The 26006-nt window shown below is 35.0% G+C and carries 27 protein-coding genes; 24 read left to right on the top strand and 3 right to left on the bottom strand.

Annotated elements, in window-relative coordinates; genetic code table 11:
• Window positions 1–11: 11 nt before the first annotated feature.
• Complete coding sequence (locus Q8X41_RS12720) at window positions 12–716, top strand: DUF554 domain-containing protein (protein WP_397536688.1); 705 nt, start codon at window positions 12–14, stop codon at window positions 714–716.
• Here Q8X41_RS12720 and yyaC read toward each other — a convergent pair.
• Window positions 675–1271: a spore protease YyaC gene (yyaC, locus tag Q8X41_RS12715; protein ID WP_397536687.1), complete on the bottom strand. Its 597-nt coding sequence runs from the start codon at window positions 1269–1271 to the stop codon at window positions 675–677. The genes Q8X41_RS12720 and yyaC overlap by 42 nt on opposite strands.
• Window positions 1272–1344: 73 nt before the next feature.
• On the opposite strand from yyaC, the gene Q8X41_RS12710 reads away from it, so the two are divergent.
• The 3 genes from Q8X41_RS12710 to ychF all read left to right on the top strand — a co-directional run bounded on the left by Q8X41_RS12710 (window position 1345) and on the right by ychF (window position 3826).
• The gene (locus Q8X41_RS12710) at window positions 1345–2235 is read left to right on the top strand and encodes a mechanosensitive ion channel family protein (protein ID WP_397536686.1); all 891 of its coding nucleotides are present in this window, start codon (window positions 1345–1347) and stop codon (window positions 2233–2235) included.
• Window positions 2236–2237: 2 nt separating this feature from the next.
• Entirely contained in the window at window positions 2238–2441 is a 204-nt protein-coding gene (locus Q8X41_RS12705) for a DUF951 domain-containing protein (RefSeq protein ID WP_397536685.1), read from the top strand.
• A 284-nt stretch (window positions 2442–2725) separates the two neighbouring features.
• Window positions 2726–3826, top strand: a complete 1101-nt coding sequence (gene ychF, locus Q8X41_RS12700; protein ID WP_397536684.1) for a redox-regulated ATPase YchF — start codon at window positions 2726–2728, stop codon at window positions 3824–3826.
• 48 nt (window positions 3827–3874) lie between these two features.
• Here ychF and Q8X41_RS12695 read toward each other — a convergent pair whose 3' ends face one another.
• A complete protein-coding gene (locus Q8X41_RS12695; protein WP_397536683.1) occupies window positions 3875–4432 on the bottom strand; it encodes a DUF3267 domain-containing protein in 558 nt (185 codons plus the stop codon).
• 167 nt (window positions 4433–4599) lie between these two features.
• Between Q8X41_RS12695 and rpsF the strand changes: the two genes are divergently transcribed.
• The 9 genes from rpsF to Q8X41_RS12650 all read left to right on the top strand — a co-directional run bounded on the left by rpsF (window position 4600) and on the right by Q8X41_RS12650 (window position 13023).
• Window positions 4600–4890: a 30S ribosomal protein S6 gene (gene rpsF, locus Q8X41_RS12690; protein WP_397536682.1), complete on the top strand. Its 291-nt coding sequence runs from the start codon at window positions 4600–4602 to the stop codon at window positions 4888–4890.
• A gap of 39 nt (window positions 4891–4929) precedes the next feature.
• Window positions 4930–5484: a single-stranded DNA-binding protein gene (ssb, locus tag Q8X41_RS12685; protein WP_397536681.1), complete on the top strand. Its 555-nt coding sequence runs from the start codon at window positions 4930–4932 to the stop codon at window positions 5482–5484.
• A 57-nt stretch (window positions 5485–5541) separates the two neighbouring features.
• The gene (gene rpsR, locus Q8X41_RS12680) at window positions 5542–5778 is read left to right on the top strand and encodes a 30S ribosomal protein S18 (RefSeq protein ID WP_397536680.1); all 237 of its coding nucleotides are present in this window, start codon (window positions 5542–5544) and stop codon (window positions 5776–5778) included.
• Window positions 5779–6018: 240 nt separating this feature from the next.
• On the top strand, window positions 6019–6960 hold the full coding sequence (locus tag Q8X41_RS12675) for a YybS family protein (protein ID WP_397536679.1): 942 nt from the start codon (window positions 6019–6021) through the stop codon (window positions 6958–6960).
• 13 nt (window positions 6961–6973) lie between these two features.
• Entirely contained in the window at window positions 6974–8950 is a 1977-nt protein-coding gene (locus Q8X41_RS12670; protein WP_397536678.1) for a DHH family phosphoesterase, read from the top strand.
• A complete protein-coding gene (gene rplI / locus Q8X41_RS12665; protein WP_397536677.1) occupies window positions 8947–9396 on the top strand; it encodes a 50S ribosomal protein L9 in 450 nt (149 codons plus the stop codon). Before Q8X41_RS12670 ends, rplI begins: the two co-directional genes overlap by 4 nt.
• Before the next feature lie 12 nt (window positions 9397–9408).
• Window positions 9409–10767, top strand: a complete 1359-nt coding sequence (gene dnaB / locus Q8X41_RS12660) for a replicative DNA helicase (RefSeq protein WP_397536676.1) — start codon at window positions 9409–9411, stop codon at window positions 10765–10767.
• A gap of 144 nt (window positions 10768–10911) precedes the next feature.
• The gene (locus Q8X41_RS12655; protein WP_397536675.1) at window positions 10912–12204 is read left to right on the top strand and encodes an adenylosuccinate synthase; all 1293 of its coding nucleotides are present in this window, start codon (window positions 10912–10914) and stop codon (window positions 12202–12204) included.
• A gap of 186 nt (window positions 12205–12390) precedes the next feature.
• Window positions 12391–13023, top strand: coding sequence for a hypothetical protein (locus tag Q8X41_RS12650; protein ID WP_397536674.1), 633 nt, complete (start codon window positions 12391–12393; stop codon window positions 13021–13023).
• A 646-nt stretch (window positions 13024–13669) separates the two neighbouring features.
• On the opposite strand, the gene Q8X41_RS12645 is transcribed toward Q8X41_RS12650, so the two are convergent.
• Window positions 13670–14515, bottom strand: coding sequence for a YitT family protein (locus Q8X41_RS12645; RefSeq protein ID WP_397540267.1), 846 nt, complete (start codon window positions 14513–14515; stop codon window positions 13670–13672).
• 487 nt (window positions 14516–15002) lie between these two features.
• Between Q8X41_RS12645 and yycF the strand changes: the two genes are divergently transcribed.
• The 11 genes from yycF (at window position 15003) to Q8X41_RS12590 (ending at window position 25796) form a co-directional block, all read left to right on the top strand.
• Window positions 15003–15713, top strand: coding sequence for a response regulator YycF (gene yycF / locus Q8X41_RS12640; protein ID WP_397536673.1), 711 nt, complete (start codon window positions 15003–15005; stop codon window positions 15711–15713).
• A 6-nt stretch (window positions 15714–15719) separates the two neighbouring features.
• On the top strand, window positions 15720–17546 hold the full coding sequence (gene walK / locus Q8X41_RS12635; RefSeq protein WP_397536672.1) for a cell wall metabolism sensor histidine kinase WalK: 1827 nt from the start codon (window positions 15720–15722) through the stop codon (window positions 17544–17546).
• On the top strand, window positions 17537–18874 hold the full coding sequence (locus Q8X41_RS12630; RefSeq protein ID WP_397536671.1) for a YycH family regulatory protein: 1338 nt from the start codon (window positions 17537–17539) through the stop codon (window positions 18872–18874). The genes walK and Q8X41_RS12630 overlap by 10 nt, the downstream gene beginning before the upstream one ends.
• Window positions 18861–19691 (top strand): two-component system regulatory protein YycI, encoded by an 831-nt coding sequence (locus Q8X41_RS12625; protein WP_397536670.1) that lies wholly within the window; start codon window positions 18861–18863, stop codon window positions 19689–19691. Before Q8X41_RS12630 ends, Q8X41_RS12625 begins: the two co-directional genes overlap by 14 nt.
• A 12-nt stretch (window positions 19692–19703) precedes the next feature.
• Window positions 19704–20492, top strand: a complete 789-nt coding sequence (locus tag Q8X41_RS12620) for an MBL fold metallo-hydrolase (RefSeq protein WP_397536669.1) — start codon at window positions 19704–19706, stop codon at window positions 20490–20492.
• 178 nt (window positions 20493–20670) lie between these two features.
• Window positions 20671–21915, top strand: a complete 1245-nt coding sequence (locus tag Q8X41_RS12615) for a S1C family serine protease (RefSeq protein ID WP_397536668.1) — start codon at window positions 20671–20673, stop codon at window positions 21913–21915.
• A 165-nt stretch (window positions 21916–22080) separates the two neighbouring features.
• Window positions 22081–22245 (top strand): CxxH/CxxC protein, encoded by a 165-nt coding sequence (locus Q8X41_RS12610; RefSeq protein ID WP_397536667.1) that lies wholly within the window; start codon window positions 22081–22083, stop codon window positions 22243–22245.
• Between the two features lie 90 nt (window positions 22246–22335).
• A complete protein-coding gene (rlmH, locus tag Q8X41_RS12605; RefSeq protein ID WP_397536666.1) occupies window positions 22336–22815 on the top strand; it encodes a 23S rRNA (pseudouridine(1915)-N(3))-methyltransferase RlmH in 480 nt (159 codons plus the stop codon).
• Window positions 22816–23139: 324 nt separating this feature from the next.
• Window positions 23140–23700, top strand: coding sequence for a nitrous oxide reductase accessory protein NosL (locus Q8X41_RS12600; RefSeq protein ID WP_397536665.1), 561 nt, complete (start codon window positions 23140–23142; stop codon window positions 23698–23700).
• 8 nt (window positions 23701–23708) lie between these two features.
• Window positions 23709–24083, top strand: coding sequence for a nitrous oxide reductase accessory protein NosL (locus Q8X41_RS12595; RefSeq protein WP_397536664.1), 375 nt, complete (start codon window positions 23709–23711; stop codon window positions 24081–24083).
• Between the two features lie 39 nt (window positions 24084–24122).
• Window positions 24123–25796, top strand: coding sequence for a nitrous oxide reductase accessory protein NosL (locus tag Q8X41_RS12590; RefSeq protein ID WP_397536663.1), 1674 nt, complete (start codon window positions 24123–24125; stop codon window positions 25794–25796).
• The last annotated feature ends 210 nt before the right edge of the window (window positions 25797–26006 follow it).

The following is a 26006-nucleotide window of genomic DNA, read 5'->3' as shown; positions in this document are numbered from 1 at the left end:
GAGGGTGTTAGTTGGTCTTATTAGGAACGATCATTAATACACTGCTAATTGCATTGGGAGCTATAATTGGAAGGTTCTTACAAGGGATACCCAATAAAATGAAAGAAACAGTTATGCAAGTAATTGGACTTGCTGTTACAGTACTCGGTATCCAGATGGGGATTACAAGTAACAATTTTATTGTAGTCATTGTTAGCCTAGTGATAGGAACCATTATTGGGGAATGGATTGATTTAGATTTACAGTTAAATCGAATTGGGAAATGGTTAGAATATAAAATCGGAAATAAGGGCGAACATGGCGATATCGCCCAAGGTTTTATCACAAGTACTTTAATCTTTGTAATTGGTTCGATGGCTATTATTGGTGCACTTGATAGTGGTTTACGGAATGACCATTCTGTATTAATTACAAAAGGAATCATTGATGGATTCACTGCCATATTTTTAGCATCAACCTTAGGCATTGGTGTTCTATTAAGTGCGGTTTCAGTGTTTTTATATCAGGGATTGATTGCCTTGTTTGCAGGACAAATAAGTAGTATTGTGCCAGTTGCATTACTTGATACATTTGTTCAACAATTAACTGCAACAGGTGGTGCCATGATTATTGCCATTGGTTTAAATATGATGGGTCTTACGAAAATCCGCGTAGCGAATATACTACCAGCTATTTTAGTAGTTGCGATTGTAGTTACGGTCATGCATATCTTTTAAAGAATAGCGATGCCAAGCTAGGTATAGTGCACGGGCGATACGATTACTCATTTCATAAGTGACATTTAATCTTGTTGTTTGTAAAATAGTATGTTCCATAAAGCCACCAAAATTGACGATTCCCTTAATTGAGACATCTCCAATTGGTGGTAATTCTTTTTTTACAGCCTTTCCTGGTAAAAGAGGACCTGTTTGAAAAAGAATTTCTCCAATACGTTGTTGTTCACCAAGACATGCATCAATTGCTACGACAAATGGAGAAATGGTTTGTCCCTGTAGAGATTCTACGGTTTCTTTTAAATTTAAAGCATGCAATGGTTTATCTAAGGAACCAATAATCGTATAAGGAAATGAAATATAGTTTGATAGTAAACTACCTGTTAAAGGTCCTAAAGCGTCACCTGTTGAACGATCAGAGCCTATACAACAAAATACAAGATTTTCGTGTTGAAATGGTATATGCTCTAATAAGAAAGAACTTAAACGCCAAATGGCACCTGAATCTTGATAATGTAATGCATATGAGAATGCCGAATTAGAAATAGGAAGTGTCATAGAAAGTCTCACTTTCTTCTTTTTCTGCAGTATACGTATGATTGAAAATTTTTATGCAAGAGGAGCAATAAAAGTGACATTAGAGAACATGTATAATAAGTTGATGAATTATTTAACTGATGAAGAGCTGTGGACTGATGTAGGGATAGCAACAATGAAGATTATTGCTATCTGGCTATTATCAATGGTTGTTGTTCGTGTAGCGAAGATGGCGATTAAGAAGTTCTTTCATATTCGAATGACTGGACCAATTGCTTTGCAACCAGCTTCAGAACGCCGTCATCTAACGATTCTACGACTATTACAAAGTGTTATTTCCTACGTAGTCTACTTTTCAGCAATCATTGCTATTTTATCTGTAATGGGTATTAGGGTTACTGGCTTATTAGCAGGTGCTGGTATCGTCGGCTTAGCTGTCGGGTTTGGTGCACAAAGCTTGGTAAAGGATATTATCACTGGTTTCTTCATTATTTTCGAAGATCAATTTGGTGTAGGTGATTACATTAAGATTACTTCTACTGAAGGTACAGTTCTAGAAATTGGTCTACGTACAACGAAGATAAAAGGGGCATCTGGAGAAATTAATATCATCCCAAATGGCTTGATTACAGAAGTGGTCAACTATTCTATCAATAACTCAATAGCAATTATTGATGTTAGCATAGCGTATAGTTCAGATATAGCAAAAGCTGAAAAGCTAATCGAACAATATTTAAAATCTCTACCAGCTATGAACGAAGATATTGTTTCAGAACCAACGTTACTTGGTGTACAAAATGTTGTTGGAGCAGAAGTAACATTAAGAATTTCCGTTGAAACATTACCAATGAAGCATTTTGCCATTTCACGAATGATTCGTCGCGATGTCAAAGAAATTTTTGATCGCAATGGTATTGAAATTCCTTATCCAAAAATGATGGTTTATGAACGTGATAATAATAAAGCATTTGAAGAAGGAGAGTAGAGATGGAAGCAAAAAAATACGGACTTGGTGATATTGTCGAGATGAAAAAGCAACATCCATGCGGCACTAACGAGTGGAAGATTATCCGTTTGGGTGCAGATATTCGTATTAAATGTGAGGGATGTCAACATAGTGTAATGATTCCACGCAGAGAGTTTGATAAGAAAATGAAGAAGGTATTGGTCTTTGCAAATCCAACAGAATAATAGCAAAATTAGACTTTTTCCAAGCAAATCTCTATAATTAACAAGTTGAATAGCAAATAATTAGCTTCCTTCAGCAGAAGCTGTCACCTCTATAGGTGGTGAGATGAATGCAGATATTTTCTGCTTTTAGCGAGTTTCTAAACAATCGTTGAAAGAAGTTAAAGCTTTTGGCGGATGTAACAGATTTTAAAAGGAGTGAATTGTGTAAGCACAATTCAAAATCCGGAGCAATTACGCCGAATCATAATTGATTAGCATTTATATTTTGAAAGGTTGTGGAAAGAATGGCTTTAACAGCCGGTATCGTAGGTCTACCAAACGTTGGTAAATCAACATTATTTAACGCAATTACAAAAGCAGGTGCACTTGCAGCGAACTATCCATTCGCAACAATTGATCCTAATGTAGGGATTGTAGAAGTTCCTGACGCACGTTTAGATAAATTAACAGAATTAGTTGAACCGAAGAAAACAGTCCCTACTTCATTTGAGTTCACTGATATCGCCGGTATTGTAAAAGGTGCTAGTAAAGGTGAAGGCCTGGGTAACAAATTCTTAGCACATATTCGTGAAGTTGATGCCATTACTCAAGTAGTTCGCTGCTTTGAAGATGAAAATATTACGCACGTTGATGGCAAAGTTGATCCAATTAGTGATATTGAAGTAATTAACTTAGAACTAATTCTTGCAGACTTAGAATCAGTTGATAAACGTTACTCAAAAGTTGGGAAATTAGCTCGTCAAAAAGATAAAGAAGCAATGATCGAAGCACCAATTCTTGAAAAGATTAAGGAAGCATTTGCAGCTGAAAAGCCAGCTCGCGCTGTTGAATTGTCTGATGATGAAATGAAAGTTATTAAAGGATTAAATTTATTAACTATCAAACCAATGCTATATGTAGCAAACGTTTCTGAAGAAGAAGTTGCAGATGCAGAAAACAATAAATATGTACAAGCTGTTCGTGAATTTGCTGCTGCTGAAGGTGCAGAAGTAATTGTTGTTTGTGCAAAAATCGAAGAAGAAATAGCTGAATTAGATGATGAAGAAAAAGCGATGTTCTTAGAAGAACTTGGCATTGAAGAATCAGGTTTAGATCAATTAATCCGTGCTTCATACAGTTTACTTGGATTAGCTACTTACTTCACTGCAGGCGTGCAAGAAGTAAGAGCATGGACATTCCGTAAAGGTATGAAAGCTCCACAATGTGCGGGAGTTATCCACTCTGACTTCGAACGAGGTTTTATCCGTGCAGAAACTGTTTCTTATGATGACTTAATGGAACACGGTTCTATGGCAGCAGCGAAAGAAGCAGGACGAGTACGCCTTGAAGGTAAAGAATACGTCGTACAAGATGGCGACGTAATGTTATTCCGCTTTAATGTATAATGCTGAATAATTCAAAGGCAGCCCAATAAGATGTTGGGCTGCTTTTTTTTAGTTTTTATAAACATATAATTTAGGGAGATTAGGGTCATCTCTAACCAAATAATGTTTTGGATATTTTCGAAGTTTGATATACATTATAAAATCACCAATTGCTCCGGCAATTAACCATGCACCTAAGATAAGCCATAGTTTAGAATTCATCACAAAGCCAATTACAGCAGGAATTACACCTGTTAACCAAAAAGGAAGTAGCAATGCTTTTCTCATAGCTTTATTTGATAATAATTCTGTAGTTGTTGCATAAGCCACGCCGATTTTTAAATTGACGCCATATTTTAGACTGCTAAATGGTACTTTTCCAAAAAGAATAAAACCTAATAGATGACAACACTCATGTAATACTATTAGTACAATATACAGGATAATAAATAATAGGAAATACAGAAGTACATGCCATATCGTTATATGAAATGTAAAGTCATGATGGATAAAGATATTTATAAAAAAGAATGCAATCATTAAAAAGACGGTCAAAAGTAAATTTTGCCAAGCTACCTTTTGCATATCTATTTCAATAATAGCAATTGGTTCCGAGTTATTTTTCAAACGATCACCCCAATTTCAGTATAGAGAAAGAAATAAGTATTGCCTAGTGAGGTTAGTTGCTTATTATTCTATTTTATGATACAATTCGTTGATGTTAGTATTAAAAATTACTAACTCCTTGCCAAATGTATAATTTTGGCCAAAGTCCATAAGGAGGTGCTTATACAATGAAAGCATACGAATTAATGTATATTATTCGTCCAAACATCGAAGATGAAGCTAAAAAAGCTTTAGTTGAACGTTTCAACGAAATTTTAACTTCTAACGGTGCTGAAATCATCGAATCAAAAGAATGGGGCAAACGCCGCCTAGCTTACGAAATCGAAGACTTCCGCGAAGGTTTCTATGAAATCATGAAAGTTAACGCTGATTCAAAAGCAATCGATGAATACACTCGTCTTGCAAATATCAACGAAGATATCATTCGTCATATTGCAGTTCGCGAAGAAGAAAAATAATTTTAACTAAAAAACGCAGATAAAGGAGGTTGAATTCTGATGATTAACCGTGTCGTACTAGTTGGAAGACTAACAAAAGATCCGGAACTTCGCTACACACCAGGTGGCGCAGCCGTTGCTCGTTTTACACTAGCTGTAAATAGAACGTTTTCTAACCAACAAGGTGAGAGACAAGCGGACTTCATCAATTGCGTTGTTTGGCGTAAACAGGCTGAAAATACTGCAAACTTCTTGAAAAAAGGAAGCTTAGCAGGTGTTGAAGGTCGCATTCAAACAGGTAGTTATGAAGGACAAGATGGTAAACGTGTTTACACAACTGAAGTTGTTGCAGATAGCGTTCAGTTCTTAGAACCACGCGGAGCTGCTGGAGATCGTCCTCAACAAGGACAGTCATATGGCGGACAACCATCATTTAATGGTGGAGGTCAATCATACGACCAAGCTCCACAACAAGGCAACTATCAACAGCCATCTTATCAACAGAATCAATCACCTAGTCAGCAGAATTATACACGTGTAGATGAAGATCCATTTGCACCAGTTAGTAATGGTGGAGGGAAAGTCGACGTTACAGAAGACGACCTACCATTCTAAGTAAATGACTCATTACACGTCATATATTTATAATTAAATGAGGAGGGAAACTACACAATGGCACCACGTAGAGGAGGCCGCAAACGCCGTAAAGTTTGCTATTTCACTTCTAATAACATCAAACACATCGATTATAAAGATGTTGATTTATTAAAAAAATTCATCTCTGAACGCGGAAAAATTCTTCCACGCCGTGTGACTGGTACAAGCGCTAAATACCAACGTAAACTTACATCAGCTATCAAAGTAGCTCGTGTAATGGCTTTACTACCATTCACTGCAGATGATAAATAGTCATCAATCGAAGGGATCAGCATTATGCTGGTCTCTTTTTTTAGATATGAAAGGGAAATTTGAAAGGATTGGCATATGATTTTGCCAGTCTTTTTTATTAACATTAGAATTTTTTTTTGCGTATCAATTAACTTACAATCATTTGGTCTAATAACAGTATGCTTTTTGTTCGATAACATGAAACATGGTACAATAATAAGATGAAATAATAGATTTTCTTTATGAAAAGGAAGGTTTTAAATGCCGGAAAATCAGACACGGAGAATTACGCACGGTGCCATGATGGTCGCATTGTTTACGATATTATTAGCTATCTCTACATACGTACCTGTGGTAAGTATTGTGACAATCTGTTTTATCTCTTTACCAATAGCTTGGTATAGCGCAAAATACAGTCGTAGTTCATCGGTATTCGTTGTAATCGTTAGTATCATTATTTCAATTTTAATTGGTGGCTTTTTATCTCTGCCCATAGCAATTCTGTTTGCGATTATCGGATTTGTTATTGGAGATGTAATACGTACAAAGAAAAGCAAAATATTCTTATTTATGTCGACAGCATTTACCGTTTTGATTTCCATAACTGTGGGGTATATCATTTCGGTTAAGTTTTTCAATATGGATGTTTTGAAGCAAGCGATAACAAGCACTCGAGAAAGTTATCAAAAATCAAATGAAATAGTAAAATCAATTACTGGCCAAGCACCATTTTCAACTGAACAGTTAAATACTATGTTTAATACAATGCAAATGGTGATGCCGACTGTAGTGACGCTATTAGTTTTTATTATGACGTTTATTGTTATTTCAGTGAATTTGCCGTTATTACGCCGTTTTGGATTAGAAGTTCCAAAGTTCGCTCCGTTTAGAGATTTGCGGTTACCACGTGCGACTTTGTGGTATTATCTTGCCATATTAACAATGACTTTATTTATAAAGCCAGAGGCAGGAACATTTATTTATATAGTGATATTAAATTTATCTTTTATCTTAAGTGTATTATTTATGCTACAAGGTATTTCACTTATTCATTTTTACGTGTATCAGCAGGGATGGCCAAAGTGGGTTTTAATTGTTGGTACATTCTTAGCTTTGCCACTAATCAAGTTTGTCACATTACTTGGTATTGCGGATCTAGGATTTAACATCCGTGGGCTTATTAGTGGCATGACAAGAAAATAAGGAGTTGAGATTTATGGGTACTCTTTTTAGAAAACGACCAGTACGTTATCCTCTTTTAATCCTGTCATTGCTAGGAATAGCGGGCGTTGTTATATGCGTGATGTGGAATTTACCGACTGGTATCGTTTATGGTATTGTCCTTGTACTAGTATTGATTCTTGCTTGGAAAGCTGAATCTGACACATATAAAGAGACTGAGAAACATATCGAGATGCTTTCTTACCGTTTAAAAAAGGTTGGAGAAGAAGCATTACTAGAAATGCCAATCGGTATCGTGTTAATTGACGAGCAGTTTTTAATTGAATGGACGAATCCTTATATGCTGCGTATATTAGGAACAGATTCACTAATCGGTGAGGAAATTTTCTCTTTATCAGAAGATTTATATAACCTTATTAAGCATGAGGAGTCCAATGAGCTTAATATTACGCTAAAAGACCGTAAATATCGGGCGTTTTATAAGCCAGAGGATAAATTACTGTACTTCTTTGATATTACAGAACAAGTAGAAATCGAAGCACTTTACTATGATGACCGTACAGTTATTGCGATTCTTTTCGTTGATAATTATGATGAAATCACACAAGGAATGGACGACCAAACTCGTAGTCAAACCAATTCACTTGTTACTTCACTTGTTAATAATTGGGGAACAACAAATCGTATTTACTTGAAACGTATCGATTCTGACCGTTTTATCGCTGTTATGAATGAATCAATCTTACAAGAACTAGAGAAGAAAAGATTCTCAATTCTTGATGATATTCGTGAGATTACAGCACAGCAAAATCTATCATTAACATTAAGTATTGGTGTTGGAGCTGGATCACAATCTTTACTTGAATTAGGAGAGCTTGCACAATCGAGTTTAGATCTTGTCCTAGGACGTGGTGGTGATCAAGTAGCGATTAAACAACCTAATGGAAAAGTGAAATTCTACGGTGGTAAAACAAACCCTGTTGAGAAACGCACAAGGGTACGTGCACGAGTTATTTCACATGCATTACGTGATTTAATACAGGATAGTGATCAAATCTTTGTAATGGGCCATAAAATGCCCGATATGGATGCTATAGGTGCTGCAATTGGTGTTCGCAAAATGGCAGATATGAATGGTATTGATGGTTATGTAGTTGTAGATTTCGATAACATTGATAATAGTATTAGCCGTTTAATGCAAGTGGTGAAAGAAAAATCTGATTTATTTAATCGCTTCATCACGCCAGAAGAGGCATTAGATAAGATTACAGATAAATCATTACTGGTTATAGTCGATACACATAAACCAAGTATGACAATAGAGGAAAAGTTACTTAATAGGTCGGATAAAGTCGTAGTCATCGATCACCATCGTCGTGGAGAGGAATTCGTAAAAAATCCAATGCTTGTATATATGGAGCCATATGCCTCTTCAACAGCTGAATTAGTAACTGAACTATTAGAATATCAGCCAAAAAATGATAAAATAACAATGTTAGAAGCAACAGCCTTATTAGCTGGTATTATAGTTGATACGAAAAGCTTCACATTACGTACAGGTGCAAGAACATTTGAAGCAGCATCTTATTTACGTACAAATGGAGCGGATACCGTACTTGTACAACGCCTTTTAAAAGAGGATATTAGTACGTATATAGAACGTTCTAAAATTGTGCAAACAGCGGAATTTGTCCATAAAGGGATTGCTATTGCACGTGGAGATAGTGATAAAATATACAACTCTGTTTTAATTGCTCAAACTGCAGATATTTTATTGACGATGAAAGATATTTCAGCATCCTTCGTTGTTGCTCATCGTAATGATGGCACAATTGGTATTAGTGCAAGATCATTGGGTGAGATTAACGTACAACTTGTAATGGAGGAATTAGGCGGAGGTGGCCATTTAACAAATGCCGCTTGCCAATTAGAAATTCAAACAATTGACGAAGCAATTGAAAAGTTAAAAGTAGCAATAGATGATGTATTAGAAGGGAGCACGGAATCATGAAAGTAATATTTTTAAAAGATATTAAAGGCCAAGGTAAAAAAGGTGAAACAAAAGAGGTCTCAGATGGCTACGCGCGTAACGTATTATTAAAACAAAAAAGTGCAGTAGAAGCAACAGCTACAGAAATTGCAAAATTAAAGGCACAAAACAAACGTGCTGCTGAAGATGCTGCACAAGAATTAGAAGATGCAAAAGCATTAAAAGAAACATTAGAAGGTTTAACTATAGAGTTAAAAGCAAAACCAGGTAAAGATGGTCGCTTATTCGGTTCAATCACTTCAAAACAAATCGTGGAACAATTACAAAAAGACCATGGTATTAAAATTGATAAACGAAAAATGGAATTAAAAGATGCTATTCGTACATTAGGAGTAACGAAAGTGTCTGTAAAACTTCATCATGAAGTAACTGCTACATTGAAAGTACATGTTGCAGAACAAGCGTAAGGAGAGACGTTTATGAACGATCCACAATTGGACCGCGTTCCGCCTCACAACCAAGAAGCTGAACAATCTGTCATAGGTGCTATATTTCTCGAACCTCAAGCATTGATTACGGCTTCAGAAATTTTAATTCCTGAAGACTTTTACCGCTCTGCACATCAGATAATTTTCCAGACGATGTTACGTTTAAGTGATCAAGGAAAAGCAATTGATGTAATCACTGTTACTGAAGAGTTGTCATCACACAATGAATTAGATGATATTGGTGGCATTTCCTACATTACTGAAATAGCCAATGCTGTTCCGACAGCAGCTAATGTTGGCTACTATGCTCAAATTGTATCGGAAAAAGCTGTGTTACGCCGTTTAATCAGAGTAGCTACAAAAATAGCAGAAGACGGTTATACGCGTGAAGATGAAGTAGATGCATTACTTTCTGAAGCCGAGCGTAAAGTAATGGAAGTGGCGAATCGCAAAAATGCCGGTGACTTTAAGCATGTAAAGGATGTTCTTGTTGAGACATACGCCAATGTTGAACAATTACAAAATCGCAAAGGTGATATTACTGGTATTCCAACGGGGTTCCGTGATTTGGATCGTTTAACGGCAGGTTTCCAACGTGGTGACTTAATTATCGTTGCAGCTAGACCATCCGTTGGGAAAACGGCATTTGCATTGAATGTAGCACAGGCTGTTGGAACACAAACTACAGAGAATGTAGCAATCTTCTCGCTTGAAATGGGTGCTGAGCAGCTTGTTATGCGTATGCTTTGTGCAGAAGGAAATATTGATGCACAAGTTTTGCGTACAGGTGCTTTAAATTCAGAAGATTGGCGTAAACTAACAATGGCAACAGGGACTCTATCTCGTGCAGGAATTTATATTGATGATTCTGCTGGTGTGCGTGTTAGTGAAATTCGTGCAAAATGTCGACGCTTAAAACAAGAACAAGGTCTTGGTATGATCCTAATCGATTACCTACAACTCATTCAAGGTAGCGGTGGCGCAGGTCAAAATAGACAACAAGAAGTATCCGAAATTTCACGGTCACTTAAGGCATTAGCTCGGGAATTAGAAGTTCCTGTAATTGCACTGTCTCAATTATCACGTGGCGTTGAACAACGTCAAGATAAACGTCCAATGATGAGTGACCTTCGTGAATCTGGAAGTATTGAGCAAGATGCCGATATCGTAGCATTCTTATACCGTGAAGATTACTATGATAAACAAACGGAAGATGCAAATACAATCGAAATTATTGTTGCCAAGCAACGTAATGGCCCAACAGATACTGTAAAATTGGCGTTTAAAAAAGAATTCAACAAATTTGTTAGCGTTGACTGGAGTGCTGAGGCACCAGCAGGAGGCTATTAAACAATAAAACACGAACATTGATGTCTGACATGTATGATATGTTCGTGTTTTTTATTGCTTTTTATTGACTATACTTGTTTTCGTTGTTACAATAAGTCTGTTTGAATCAGGACACTATGAAAGTGTCTGACGGAGGTGCTGATCATGACATCAGTTGTAGTAGTAGGAACACAATGGGGAGACGAAGGTAAAGGTAAAATTACTGACTTCCTATCTAAAAAGGCAGAAGCAATCGCTCGTTATTCTGGTGGCGATAACGCAGGACATACAATTCAATTTGAAGGCGAAACTTATAAACTACATTTAATCCCTTCAGGTATTTTTTATAAAGAAAAAACTTCAGTAATGGGTAACGGTATGGTTATTAACCCTGAATCTTTAGTAAAAGAGCTTAAAGGTTTACAAGATCGAGGAATTGATACTTCTAACTTACGTATCTCAAACCGTGCTCAAGTGATTCTTCCTTACCATGTTTATCAAGATAAGGTAGATGAAGAGTCTCGTGGGGATGCAAAAATCGGTACTACATGTAAAGGTATCGGACCTTGCTACACAGATAAAGTTCAACGTATCGGTATCCGTATCGCGGATCTCTTAGACAAAGAAGTATTTGAAGAAAAACTTCGTAATAACTTAGAAGTCAAAAACCGTTTATTCACTAAATTCTATGAAGTAGAACCTTTAAAATTCGAAGATATCTTCGAACCATTCTATGCATACGGTCAAGAAATCGCTCAATACGTAACAGATACTTCTAAAGTATTAAACGACGTAATAGACGAAGGCGGTAAAGTATTATTTGAAGGCGCTCAAGGTATTTTACTTGATGTTGACCATGGTACTTACCCATATGTAACTTCATCTAACCCAGTTGCAGGCGGTGTAGCTACAGGTGCTGGCGTAGGCCCATCTTCAGTATCACGTGTAATTGGTGTATCAAAAGCTTATACTTCTCGTGTTGGTGATGGCCCATTCCCAACTGAATTATTTGATGAAGTAGGCCATCAAATTCGTGAAGTTGGTCGTGAATATGGTACAACTACTGGCCGTCCACGTCGTGTTGGTTGGTTTGACTCAGTTGTTGTACGTCATTCTCGCCGTGTATCAGGTATCACAGATTTAGCTCTTAACTCAATTGACGTATTAACAGGTCTAGATACAGTTAAAATCTGTACTGCATATGAATACAATGGTGAAATCATCACTGAATACCCTGCAAACCTTCACATTATTGAAGGCTGCAAACCAATTTATGAAGAACTTCCTGGTTGGACTGAAGATGTTACAGGATGCAAAACGCTAGAAGAGCTACCTGAAAATGCACGTAACTATGTAAAACGTGTTAGTGAATTAACAGGTATTCGTATTGCAACATTCTCAGTAGGCCCAGACCGTGAACAAACAAATGTACTAATTGATGTTTGGGAACAAGCTTAATCAGAATATATTTTGAAGGGCAGTTAGCGAAAGCTAGCTGTTCTTTTTTGTGTATTAATGTATAATAAAGGATAAAATGGATGATTTGAGGAAAATGTTAAACAGACAGTATTCTATAGTGCTCTTACTGTAATTATTGCGAGCTTTTTCCTTAATAATTGGTATGCAAATAACAAGAAGATTGGCATGCCAATTATAATACCATCTTATATTTCAACTTTAGCCGATGATAATTTGCAGTTTACATTGTACTATGTAACGGATCATGATGATAAACGTACGGTTCAGGGGATTACATTTGGAGATACTGATATATGGGGAGAAGGGGATACCAGTGGCTTTTTTGAAGAAGATCCATCGAAATTACATACGATTGATACTTTCAAATATCAAACATTAAATAGAGTGAGCTTTGATATATCTGCAGAGGAAGTAGCGGATATTAATAAAAAGGGAATAATAGCAGAGGATATTAAAGTTATATTATCAGATAATACAAGGATACCGGCTAATATAAAACATTTTGAAATTATGAAGACAAAAAAGAAAGAAAAGCTATCATTGATATCATGTGGGGGTTCTTCTGAGGGGGTAGGACATACAAAGTTTAAGATAAGACAAAATGTGAAGCTTACACAAATGAAAATACCAGAAGAGCTAAAGACGTATTATGAGGTGCAAGTGGTGAAGTCCAATCATAAGGTAGATCTACCAATGATGCTGAGTAAAGAGGAAACATTATGTATTAATACAAAGGTTAAAAGAAATATACCCTTTAGTTATGATGCCACTATTCTTCTAATATCAAATGAAGACTGATTGGATTTATCTCTTTACTAAATAATCCAACTATCTCGGAGAAGGATATAGAAAATTTAGTAAAGGAGTATGATCGATGAATAAAGGATTTCACTATCTATTTATGGGCTTTTTGTTTATTCTCGTGGACTTTCGCTTCTTTATTGATGTCTTGCCAGATTCCCTTGGCTATTTTTTTATAAGCAAGGGAATTACAGAAATCACACAATCACATAAGCATTATAGCAAATTATACTTTGCAACATGTTTCTTAATTATAGTAGCAATACCATCTGATCATCTGATTTAAATGTTGGAATTACGAGTGGTTTTTCAGATTACTCAGTTTTTACTTGGCGTGCAATTTGGGTTGTATATTTGTATTATTTATTATCGATCCTTTACTCACATTTAGTAAATGAAAATTATCTATGCTTAGCAAAATCATTAAAAGGCCTATCAAAAAAAGACCAATTATTTTACTTGTTTCATTATTTATTTCATCATTTCTTATGAATATTCCACATAATTGGGCGGAAAATTTGAGTATCCTCTTTGTTATTGTGGAAGCCAGTGTTAGCATATGGATGATTGTTGTATTTAATAGATTAAGTAAAATGAAAGAAAAGAAAAAGGCAATTTTCGAGTAGCGGAATCGCCTTTTTCTTTAGTGAATATCCCTCTTTTTAAATCGACCGCCTCTTACTTCAGCTATATTGCCAATTGCCAAGAATGCATTAGCATCTAATTCTCCAACTATCGTCGTTAATTTTGATTCTTCCAAACGTGTAATGACTGTGAAGATAACTTTTTTGGGATCACCAGTGTAGGCACCTTCACCTGTTAAGTATGTTACACCACGCCCTAAACGATCGATAATAGCTCTTCCGATTTCATCGTATTCATCGCTAATAATATAAACAGACTTCGACTCATCTAAACCTTGAATGACGATATCGATCATTTTATAAGCTATGAAATAAGCTAAACCTGAATACATAGCTTGTTCCCAAGTAAAGACGAAGCCTGCAATAGTGAAAATAATAAGGTTAAAAAACATAATGATTTCTCCAACTGAAAACGGTAACCTCTTATTAAATAGAATAGCTAAGATTTCTGTGCCATCAAGTGAGCCACCATATCGAATGACAAGACCTACACCTATACCGAGAACAATTCCTCCGAATACTGTAGATAATAATAGGTCATTAGTAAATGGTTCTAAATGATGTAATAAAATAGTAAAAGCTGATAAGGTTGTAATTCCAAGAGCAGTTGATAAGGCAAATGTTTTACCGATTTGCTTATAACCGAGGAAAATAAATGGAATGTTTAAGAGGAAAATAAATATCCCAAGAGGTAAATCTGTTAGATGAGAAATGATGATGGAGATACCAACGATTCCGCCATCTAAAACTTTGTTAGGAACTAAAAATAGCTCAAGGCCAATTGCCATAATACAGGCACCGAGCATGACCATTACGATTCTTTGAAATAATTTTTTTTTGGACATCCTTTTGCGCGCTTTATTTACTTCTTTTGCCGATGAGAGTATTGTTTCCATACTCGCCCTGTTTGAATCACTCATAAAATCCCCCAATCTTCAAAAGACTTGTAATTACATTTATATTTTATCTGAAAATTCTAAAATAAAGAAGTAGAAACATGTAGTTTCCTCAAAACTAAAAACTTGTTTCAAAAAATAGAAAAAAGTCTAAAATAATTTGGATGAATATGAATTTAATAATATGTTTATTAGTTAAATATGAACCTTTTTTACCTCTACAATGGGAAATTCTACGCGTTTACTTTATGTTAAACTTAGATATGCATTCTTTTTCCTGTCGATTAATAGCGAATTATTGCCCAGGAAATGCGAACCTTTAGAAATAGCGAAAGATGCGAATAACATGAAAGCATGGTAGAGTTAGTATATAGAAATTTACCATCTAACAGTAATGAACAACCTAAACTGATCGTAAGAAAGGGGAAATAAAACTGTGGATAAAACAATTTTAGTTGTAGATGACGAAAAACCAATTGCAGATATATTACAATTTAATTTAATAAAAGAGGGCTATAAAGTATTCTGTGCCTATGATGGCGATGAAGCCTTAGAAAAGGTAGAGGAAGTTAAACCAGATTTAATGCTTTTAGATATTATGTTGCCAAAACGTGATGGTGTGGAGGTTTGCCGTGAAGTACGCAAAAAATACGACTTACCAATCATTATGTTAACAGCAAAGGATTCAGAAATTGATAAAGTTCTTGGCCTTGAACTTGGCGCAGACGACTATGTGACGAAACCATTTAGTACACGTGAATTAATCGCCCGTGTAAAAGCAAATATGCGTAGACATCAAACAGTTGCTACAGCTGAAGAAGTAGTAGAAGAAAATAATGACATTGTCATTGGTTCTTTAGTTATTCAACCAGATGCATATCTAGTATTAAAACGTGATGAAGGAATTGAATTAACACACCGCGAGTTTGAATTACTTCATTATTTAGCAAAACATATTGGTCAAGTAATGACACGAGAACATTTACTTCAAACAGTATGGGGGTACGATTATTTCGGAGATGTACGAACAGTTGACGTGACGATTCGACGTTTAAGAGAAAAAATTGAAGATAATCCAAGTCATCCAACATGGATAGTAACTCGTCGAGGTGTTGGATATTATTTAAGAAATCCTGAACAGGAGTAAAGAATAATGCAAAAGGTTCGTTTTTTTAAATCGGTCCAGGTCAAACTTGTACTGATTTATGTGCTGCTCATATTAATTGCGATGCAAATTATTGGGATATATTTTGCAAGAGGATTAGAAACAACATTAAAAGGAAACTTTGAGACATCCATTAGAGATCGTTTAAATGTAGTGAAATTTAGTGTAAAAGAGGAAATGCTAAAAGAACGTACAGATAAAGACCCAACGCTTGAACAAAGCTTGAAGAGCGTATTAAATACATTATCTTCAGATGATATTAAAGAAATAAGAGTAATCGACCCACGTAACCGCATTTTAGCATCTTCCGATATGAGTAATCAGTCAATTGTCGGCCAACGTTCAGTGGATCGAATTGTAAGCCAATCAATAAGTGCACAAGCTCCATATGAGAAAATTGCACTTGACGGTAAGACCAGAAAAAGAATATGGGTAGTCGCTACCCCTATTATGGATAACAAAGGAAAAGTAATAGGGGTTGTTTATGTAAAATCTAATATTGAAAATATATTTGAACAGATGAACGAGATTAACCAGATATTAGCCGTTGGTACAGCGTTAGCATTAGCTATCACTATTATTCTTGGAATCTTCATCTCAAGAACAATTACAAAGCCAATTTCAGATATGCGTAGGCAAGCACAGGCTATGGCTAAAGGTAACTTCTCTCGGAAAGTTAAGGTTTACGGTAATGACGAAATTGGACAATTAGCAATTGCTTTCAACCATCTAACCAATAGGTTGCAGGAAGCAACGTCTACTACGGAAGGCGAACGGAGAAAGCTAGCATCTGTCTTAACAAATATGACAGATGGTGTAATTGCAACAGACCGTAAAGGGAAAATTATTTTGATTAATACGCCAGCTCAAAAACTTTTAAATGGTGAACAGAATGAGTTAATGGGAAGACCATTAGTATCAGTTTTAGGTTTAGAAGATGAGCATACTTTTGAGGATTTAATTCATATGAAAGACTCTATTAATCTAGATTTCAGTTCTCCAGAGCGTCCTTATATTTGGCGTGCTAACTTTTCGGTTATTCAAAAGGAAACCGGATTTGTCAATGGATTAATTACGGTATTGCATGATATTACGGAACAAGAAAAGATTGAAATGGAACGACGTGAATTCGTGTCAAATGTGTCACATGAATTACGTACACCACTTACGACGATGCGGAGTTATTTAGAAGCATTAGCCGATGGTGCATGGCAAAACAAAGAGCTTGCACCCCAATTTTTAAATGTTACGCAGACTGAAACAGAGCGATTGATCCGTCTTGTAAGCGACTTATTACAACTTTCACGTATGGATAGCAGAGAGTATGAAATTAATGCCGATATAGTAGACTTTAACAAATTCTTTAATCGTATTATTGACCGTTTTGAAATGTCAAAATCCAAAAATGTAGAATTCAAGCGTTTACTACCTACAGGCCCTTGCTATGTTGAAATTGACACAGATAAGATTACGCAAGTTATTGATAACATTATCTCTAACGCTTTAAAATATTCACCAGATGGCGGTAATATTCGTTTTGGTATGACCGCAAATGATGGGATACTAACTGTGATGATTTCGGATGATGGTATGGGTATACCAAAGGAAAATGTAGAACGCATTTTTGATCGTTTCTATCGTGTAGATAGAGCGAGAGCACGTTCAATGGGCGGTACAGGTCTAGGGTTAGCTATTTCTCGGGAAATGATTTTAGCACATAACGGTAAAATATGGGCAGAAAGTGAAGAGGGAGTCGGTACAACAATCTTCTTTACTTTACCATATGAAGATGATGAGGCAGGTGAGTGGGATTGAAATATATCGAACAGATAAAATCAGTCATGCTCTTTGTCTTGGTGTTATTAAGTATTACATTAACATTTTCCATTTGGACCTATAAACCAAATTATGAGCTTGAGAAAACACCGCCTGTGGATATTTCCATAGAAAAAAAACGACAGCTTGTAAATGTCATTACCCCATATCGGATGGTATTCCATGAAGGTGATATATGGCGTGGCACTGATCGCTATGGAGAAATGAAAAGTATTTTGCAACAGATGCAAAATTGGCAAGTAACCAATCTCGAACTAGTTAGAAAAAATGCCGATAGTACAACAATAAATGGATTAGTAGAGGGGGACAATCGCTTTACACTATTTTTCCCTGACGAAATACCGTATCAATTATTTCAAAGTCTATTACCCTCTAACGATGCCAAAGTAGCTAATATATCGTTTAATCAAATGATTGTTAGTTGGAATCAGCTTTCAAATACTGAAGAACTAACCGTATTTTTTGCAAATACAAAGAAAAAACAATTATATAAAGCCAAAATACATGTTAATAGTGTAGCGATTTTTACAAAACAAGTTATAGAACAATCTCATAACTTAGAAAGATATACTGCATTTACGCATGATATAGGAAGTACATTTTATTTACCTGCAGAAGAATCTAAAATGATGCAATATACGTATTTAATTTCTACTTCATCTATTGATCGATTTAAAAATGCATTATTTTCCAATCCGAAAATTGTAAAAAACAGCGTAGATGATGCAAATGCCGAAGAAAACTATACCGATGGTGTATCTATGATGACGGTGAATAACAATCAAAAGGTATTGGATTTTGTTAATACAACAGCTTCAGAGGATCCTGATTCTTTAGAAGAATCAAAGTTGATATTAAATACATTTGACTTTATCAATGAACATGGCGGATGGACTGGCGATTTTCGTTATGATACGTTAGATTACCATAATAATAAGGTTATTTATCAGCTTTATAAGGAAGATTATCCTGTATATGCAGATTCATTTGTGACATCTACTCAAATAGAAACAGTATGGGGTGACAATCGGATTGCACGTTATATACGCCCTTATTACAAATTAGTGACGGTTCCTGAAAACGCTGCATTTACAATCAGGAGTGGTCAAGAAGTTGTAGATCAATTAAAGAAAACTAAAAATGTAGATTTTAAAGAGATTAAAGAAATTCGACCAGGTTATTACTTAAAGAAAAATGATGGTCTGAATGTTTTCATTCTTATACCAACATGGTTCTATTTGATAAACGGTGAATGGACACCCTTATCACCTGCTACAGTAGGAGGTGGACAAGTTGGATTGGAATAAAACGAAAACCATTTTCATCATTGTTTTCTCGATATTAAATGTTTTCCTTTATTGGAGTTATGTAAACAAATACAACGAAGATAAGAAAATCGAATTTATTGGTGAGACCGATAATATTTCAGCTCGTCTAAAAGAGGAAAATATTACATTTAAAGATCAAACTGAAGAAAGTGAAAATGTATCTTATATTTCAGGTAAGATCAAGCAGTTTTCACAGGATGAATTATCTCATTTAGAAAATCAACATATTCAAATTAATAACGGAACAGACTTAGAATCGAAGATTATCAGTCCAACTCCCTTGACGGAAATTACAGATGAGAGTTTAACAGACTTTGTAGAGCACAATGTATATAAAGGTAGTTCCTACAAACTATGGAAAATAAATAAAGAACAAAAAGAAGCGATTTTCTTCCAAATTTCTGAAAACCGTATGATTTACTATAATCAAAATGCAGAGATTAAAATTCATTGGAATGATGGTTTAGAAATTACTCGCTATGAACAAAAAATGTTCGATTCACTAAAAAGCTTTGGAGAAAAATATACACTAAATTCAACGCAAGCAGTTAAGGCAATTTTGGCTAAGGGTTATCTACCTGCCAATTCAACTGTCACAAAAACACAGCTTGGTTATTCTACGCTTGTACTATTAACAGAGACACAAGTATTATCACCTACATGGTATGTCCACGTTGTTCTTCCTAAAGATAAAAAAGGAGAAAAGAGGGAAGTGGATTACTTCGTCAATGCAGTAGATGGTACAATTGTTGATATCGAAGAAAATGCAAAAGAAACAGAATTAAAAAAGCAGTAAGGAGTCTTTACGATGCAGTTCAGTGTATTAGCCAGTGGTAGTACGGGCAACTCCATATATATAGAAAGCGGAGAACATTCTTTTATCGTTGATGCAGGGCTAACAGGTAAAAAAATGGAGCAACTATTTGAAAAAGTTAACCGTGATATTAAAAAATTAAGTGGTATTTTAGTTACACATGAGCATTCCGATCATATTAAAGGTGTTGGTGTGCTTGCTAGAAAATATAACATCCCTGTTTTTGCAAATGAAAAGACATGGCAAGCTATGGATGGATTAGTGGGCAATATTCCTGTAGAACAACGATTTCAATTTGATATGGAAACAATTAAAACCTTTGGCTCTTTAGATATCGAATCATTTGCGGTTTCTCATGATGCTGCAGACCCGATGTTCTATAGTTTCCATGAAAATGGCCAAAAGCTTGTTGTTATTACAGATACGGGCTACGTAAGTGACCGTATGAAAGGGATCATTAAAGGTGCAGATTCATTTGTCTTTGAAAGCAATCATGATGTTGGTATGCTACAAATGGGGCGCTATCCTTGGTCTATTAAACGCCGAATATTAAGTGATCTTGGCCATGTAAGTAACGAAGATGCAGCTGTTGCAATGAGTGAAGTGGTCGAGCAAAAACCAACTCGTATATATCTTTCCCATTTGAGCAAAGATAATAATATGAAGGATTTAGCAAGAATGAGCGTTTCACAAACTTTACAGTCATGTGGTATTATGCCCGGTGAATTTGTTAACTTGTACGATACAGATGCAAATGAGCCAACGGAACTAGTCACAGTATAAAATAAATTCTCCCCCAATTTCGGGGGTTTTTTTATGCGTAAATTGGGGAAATTAAGATATGTTCACTAACTCTTTTTTGTAATTTTGAACTGATTTTTAATTTATTTTCATCTAATTTTAATCTTTACAGGTTAAAGTATTAGTAACAAATCAGAACATCTCAGAAAGGAAGTAAATAATGGGGTATTACGATAATGATGAAACAAAAAGTCGCAGAAAAGGTGGCAGCAAATCGGGTTATTTCTTTAGTGGAGTTGTTGGCGTAATTGTCGGTGCGTTACTTGTTTGGCTTTTGCTACCGTCTATGGTAGGTTATTTGCCAAGTAGTTCAAATGTGAATACGTCAATAAACAAAACCACAACGCCGCAACTATCAACATCAATTAATACTGATGTAACAGATGCAGTGGAAAAAACAAAGGATGCAGTTGTAGGAATTACAAACATCCAAGACATTCAAAATGATTTATGGAGTACGTTCCCATTCCAAGATGGTGGAAGTAGTAATTCTTCTAATGAAAAAACTGGTAAACAAGAAGTTGGCAGTGGCTCAGGTGTCATCTATAAAAAAGTGGGCGACAAGGCATACATTGTGACAAACAATCACGTTGTAGAAGGAGCTAAACAACTTGAAGTAACATTCTCAGATGGATCTAAAGAACAAGCAAAACTTGTTGGTACAGATATCTGGACAGACTTAGCGGTCATTTCAATTTCAAGTAAAAAAGTAAAAACTGTTGCAACATTTGGTGACTCAGATAAATTAAAACAAGGTGAGTCAGTTATTGCAATTGGTAACCCATTAGGTATGGATTTCTACGGATCTGTAACAACAGGTGTTATTTCAGGAACAGACCGTACAGTACCAGTTGATTTAAATGGTGATGGAACTGAAGATTGGCAATCTGAAGTTTTACAAACAGATGCAGCCATTAACCCAGGTAACAGTGGTGGTGCTCTAATAAACTTAGCTGGACAAGTAATCGGTATTAACTCAATGAAAATTTCCGAATCAACGGTAGAAGGATTAGGTTTTGCTATTCCAATCAATACAGCAATTCCAGTTATTGATGAAATACAACGAACTGGTAAAGTCGAAAGACCTTCAATGGGAGTTGCACTAATTGACTTAACTGATGTTCCGGTTTATCACCAAAGAAATACACTTAAATTACCGGGAGAAGTAACATCCGGCGTTGTCGTTAGTGAGGTTATAAAAAATTCCGCTGCTGCTAAAGCTGGTTTAGAAAAATATGATGTCATCGTCGAAATGGATGGAGAAAAAATTGATAGTTCAATTGATCTGCGTAAAATCCTTTACAATAAAAAGCATGTGGGCGATCAAGTGAAAATCAAAGCATATCGTGGTGGGGAAATAATTCAAAAAACAATCACATTAGCAGATAGTGCAAAAAATCAATAATGTGGATAAATAAAATCAAAAGATAAACTATACACAAAGCGAGCAAGGAAAGAAAACACCGGTCTTTCCTGCTCGCTTTTCATTTGTTACAATGGGTTGTGGATAACAATTGAAGAAATGTGCATAAGTCTGTGGAAATCAAAGAGATCGAAAGGAAGAAATATTTTGAAAATATATAGCTGTGAAACACATATAGGACACGCTTTAGATATGTTTGTTGCAACTGAAAAAGAAGTTCCTATTATGGAAAAAATAAGTGAAGAGGAAAAGTTATCCACAAAATGTAGCTATTGCGACGAGCAAGCGACATATATTGTGGCGAACAAATGAACGTATACAATATATTGGATTAGCCTGTGGATATGTGCATAACTCCTGTGGATAAAATGTTTGTAAATTTAAAATGAAGGTGGATAACCTGTGGGTATTACAATTATAAGCGTTGGGAAATTAAAAGAAAAGTACTTAAAGATGGGTATTGAAGAATATGCAAAGCGTCTTAGCGGTTATACAAAAATAGACTTAATCGAAGTAGCTGATGAAAAGGCACCCGAACAACTTAGCGAAGCAGAGATGGAAATCGTCAAAAAAAAAGAAGGCGAACGTATCCTTGCTAAAATCGCATCAGATCATTACGTCATCGCTCTAGCCATCAACGGTAAAATGCGTGGCTCGGAAGAACTATCAAAAGACATCGAAAATCTGATGACATATGGCCACAGCAAAATTACCTTCGTTATTGGTGGTTCACTAGGATTGCATGATGATGTACTAAATCGTGCGGATGATAAACTATCATTTGGTAAGATGACTCTACCTCACCAATTGATGAAGCTTGTATTGGTAGAGCAGATTTATCGTAGCTTTCGGATTATGAAGGGTGAACCTTACCACAAATAGCCCTAAAACAAGGTTATTTGATTTAAAATCGCCAATTCAGTTTAGTTTGCATATGGAGAATGATGAAATTATAAATTGTAAAGTAAATTTAATAGACTGATAACACAAAGCGAAAACTTCTAACGTGATTTGTTTCGACAACAATTACGTTAGAAGTTTTCGCTTTTTTCTAGTTAAAAATAGTAAATATCCAATATTTCATATGTTATCAACTATTTTGGTTAAATTTAACTGTTATTTCACAGTTCCTTTCATCTTATTTCACATCTGTTTTGTATTATTAATAATTGACAGACATTTAATTGAAAGGGGATTTTTGTAAAAATGAAAAAACTATTTGTATTAGGAATTATATTGTTAAGTATTATCTCTGTAGGTTTTATTGCCAATAAGCACAAAATGGATGCTGAGGCAGCCATATCTAGTTTAAAAAAAGATGTACCTAAAAATTCAAAATGCGCATTGTGTAATATGTTTGTATATCAAAAGAAAGATAAAATGGGTGTTTTCTCATCACAGGCAATTAAAAAGAACGGTAAGGTTGTTTATTACGATGATATTGGTTGTCTTTTATACGATGAAGTAAAAAATAAAACAAAAAATAAAAAGTATGTTCGTGATTATAAAACTCTAAAATGGATCAAGGCGGAGAATGCGACATACGTCAAGACAAACTTGCATTCTCCTATGGAATGGGGCTATGTCTACTTTGCTAGCAAATCTGAAGCAAAGAAATATATTGCTAAACACAAAAAATGTAAAATTGTAAAGCTTAGTACAATTAAAAAAAGAGCAATCGACAGATATAAAGGTCAGTTTAGTAGTAACGTGAAAAAAAAAAGAGTACAACAAATACAAGTGAACCTACAATTGTATCAAGTTTAGAGAAAGATGTGCCGGAGAATACGGATTGTGCATTCTGCAATATGGTTGTTTATCAACAAAACGTTCCTTTAGGTGTTTTTTCAGCACAAGCTATCAAAAAAACTGGAAAAGTTGTCTATTACGATGATATTAGTTGCTTGCTTTACGATGAAGTGAAGAATCGCGAAACGAATAAAAAGTACGTTCGTGATTACAAAACATTGAATTGGGTTCAAGCTGAAAAAGCAACTTATGTTAAAACATCGCTAACTTCACCAATGGACGATGGTTATATATATTTTGCTAAAGAAGTTGAAGCAAAGAATTATATTGCCAAACATTTAGGTACAAAAATTGTCCCATTCCAAGCTGTTCAAAAAGAAAGTGTTCAGAAATATCAATAAGTATATTTAAAAACACAAGTAAAAAGGAGAATATAGAGAATGAGAAAATATTTAGGATTCGGATTGCTGTTATGTGTAATTTTAATAGCAACTTTAAATGGTAATCATCATTCGAATGTATTTGCAGCAACTAAAGATGTGCAAGCTATTAAAAATGGAAAAGTAGTTTATTATAAGGATGTAAATTCATTGTTATATGATGAATTAAATGAAGGGGTTCCATTCACAAAAAAGGTTAAGGACTATAGTACAAAAAAATGGGTTGCGTTAGATTCAGTAACGATTGTTAAAATAAATCCTTCAAAAAGTATTTATTTCTCAAAAGCAGCAGCTGCAGACAAATATATTAAAACGTACAAAAAGAAAAACAATGTAACATTAAAAAAGGTTAAATTAAAAACAATTCAAGCGAATGCCCAAGAAAAATATAAAAAAGAAGCTCCAAGTATTGTATTAAAAGCAAGTACAACAAAGCCAACGAATAAAGATGTCACAGTAAATGTAACTGTTACAGATAACAAGAAAGTGACTCTTAAAAAATGGGCAATCGGTGCAAAGCCAGCAAATACTTTTTTAACTGAAGGCACAAAATTGACAACTAAATCATTCACAGTAAGTAAAAATGGAACATATACAGTGTATGCTTTAGATAATGATGGAAATAAAAGAACAAAATCAATAAAAATCTCTAATATCGATAAAACAAATCCAACTATTTCATTAACTCCAAGTACAACGGATACTACAAATGAAGATGTAATCGTAACGGCTTCGATTAATGATAATGTGAAGGTAGTATCAAAAAAATGGGCAAGTGGTGATCAAACAGCTACATATTTTACAAAGAATGGTACAGAATTTACAAGCAACACATTCAAAATTGAAACTAATGGAACATACACAGTATACGCCAAAGACAGTGCAGGAAATACGCACCTTCAAACAATCACCATCTCAAATATCGATAAAACAGCACCAACAATCACACTTTCAATACCTGAAAGTGATACAACAGCCGTAAGTAAAAAAATACAATTTTCAACTACTGATGATAATGGGATTCAAGATCAAAAATGGGCATATGGAAATAAGGATGTAGAATACTTCGTTGATAAAGGTTCAAGAATAGCACCATTACAAAGTGCGAGTCAAAAAGATAAAATTGTCGCACTCAAAAATGGTGTTTATACAGTGTATGCTGAGGACAAATTGGGGAATAAAGCAGTAAAAACAATTACTGTCGATGGGATTTCTGAATTTTTCGAAGTAACACAAACGGGTGTACATTGTGAAGTATGTCGTATGGATCTTTATAACACTGATCCAAATAAAGTGTATACTGCCAAAGCGATTGACCAAGAAGGATATACGCATTATTTTTGTAGAATTGGATGTATGTATCATCAAGAACATGCAAATGGTATAGCATTTGCTCATAAATATGTTCGTGATTATGGTGTAACAGCCCCACGCTTAAATAATTGGATTGCAGTTGAAAAAGCAGTAACTGTAAAATATAGAGCTGATGAAACAGCTAAAGGAATCATGGGGTGGAAACTTTTCCATTTCACAGATTTATCAAGTGCAGCAAACTATCTAGGTGTGAGCAAAGAAAATATAGTAACTGAAAAATTAGAAAATATCAGTGAATATGCGAAAATAAATAATAAGGGAATGGATTATCAATACGAGGCTGATAAAGTAGCACAGTAATTTTAAATAATAATAATTTTAATATTTACCATTTTGGACTAATAGAAAAGCGAGAACTCATGTAACGTAATTGTTGTTGAGACAAATCACGTTAAGAGTTTTCGCTTTGTGTCATTAATTGAAACAATCCGTTTTATCCCGCATTAACGTGCAGTAAGAAAACCCCACTGATGGATGTTTCACTTTATAATTACTGCCCTTTTAGGATTT

Source organism: Rummeliibacillus pycnus, from assembly GCF_044359855.1.
Classification (GTDB): Bacteria; Bacillota; Bacilli; order Bacillales_A; family Planococcaceae; genus Rummeliibacillus; species Rummeliibacillus pycnus_A.
This window is presented reverse-complemented; position numbering and strand designations above follow the sequence as displayed.

What these genes read in the sequence shown, in the direction of transcription:
- yyaC (WP_397536687.1), bottom strand. Translation starts at nt 1,271, where the DNA reads ATGACACTTCCTATTTCTAATTCGGCATTCTCATATGCATTACATTAT.
- Q8X41_RS12705 (WP_397536685.1), top strand. Translation starts at nt 2,238, where the DNA reads ATGGAAGCAAAAAAATACGGACTTGGTGATATTGTCGAGATGAAAAAG.
- ychF (WP_397536684.1), top strand. Translation starts at nt 2,726, where the DNA reads ATGGCTTTAACAGCCGGTATCGTAGGTCTACCAAACGTTGGTAAATCA.
- rpsF (WP_397536682.1), top strand. Translation starts at nt 4,600, where the DNA reads ATGAAAGCATACGAATTAATGTATATTATTCGTCCAAACATCGAAGAT.
- ssb (WP_397536681.1), top strand. Translation starts at nt 4,930, where the DNA reads ATGATTAACCGTGTCGTACTAGTTGGAAGACTAACAAAAGATCCGGAA.
- rpsR (WP_397536680.1), top strand. Translation starts at nt 5,542, where the DNA reads ATGGCACCACGTAGAGGAGGCCGCAAACGCCGTAAAGTTTGCTATTTC.
- Q8X41_RS12675 (WP_397536679.1), top strand. Translation starts at nt 6,019, where the DNA reads ATGCCGGAAAATCAGACACGGAGAATTACGCACGGTGCCATGATGGTC.
- Q8X41_RS12670 (WP_397536678.1), top strand. Translation starts at nt 6,974, where the DNA reads ATGGGTACTCTTTTTAGAAAACGACCAGTACGTTATCCTCTTTTAATC.
- rplI (WP_397536677.1), top strand. Translation starts at nt 8,947, where the DNA reads ATGAAAGTAATATTTTTAAAAGATATTAAAGGCCAAGGTAAAAAAGGT.
- dnaB (WP_397536676.1), top strand. Translation starts at nt 9,409, where the DNA reads ATGAACGATCCACAATTGGACCGCGTTCCGCCTCACAACCAAGAAGCT.
- Q8X41_RS12655 (WP_397536675.1), top strand. Translation starts at nt 10,912, where the DNA reads ATGACATCAGTTGTAGTAGTAGGAACACAATGGGGAGACGAAGGTAAA.
- Q8X41_RS12650 (WP_397536674.1), top strand. Translation starts at nt 12,391, where the DNA reads ATGCCAATTATAATACCATCTTATATTTCAACTTTAGCCGATGATAAT.
- Q8X41_RS12645 (WP_397540267.1), bottom strand. Translation starts at nt 14,515, where the DNA reads ATGTCCAAAAAAAAATTATTTCAAAGAATCGTAATGGTCATGCTCGGT.
- walK (WP_397536672.1), top strand. Translation starts at nt 15,720, where the DNA reads ATGCAAAAGGTTCGTTTTTTTAAATCGGTCCAGGTCAAACTTGTACTG.
- Q8X41_RS12620 (WP_397536669.1), top strand. Translation starts at nt 19,704, where the DNA reads ATGCAGTTCAGTGTATTAGCCAGTGGTAGTACGGGCAACTCCATATAT.
- Q8X41_RS12615 (WP_397536668.1), top strand. Translation starts at nt 20,671, where the DNA reads ATGGGGTATTACGATAATGATGAAACAAAAAGTCGCAGAAAAGGTGGC.
- Q8X41_RS12600 (WP_397536665.1), top strand. Translation starts at nt 23,140, where the DNA reads ATGAAAAAACTATTTGTATTAGGAATTATATTGTTAAGTATTATCTCT.
- Q8X41_RS12590 (WP_397536663.1), top strand. Translation starts at nt 24,123, where the DNA reads ATGAGAAAATATTTAGGATTCGGATTGCTGTTATGTGTAATTTTAATA.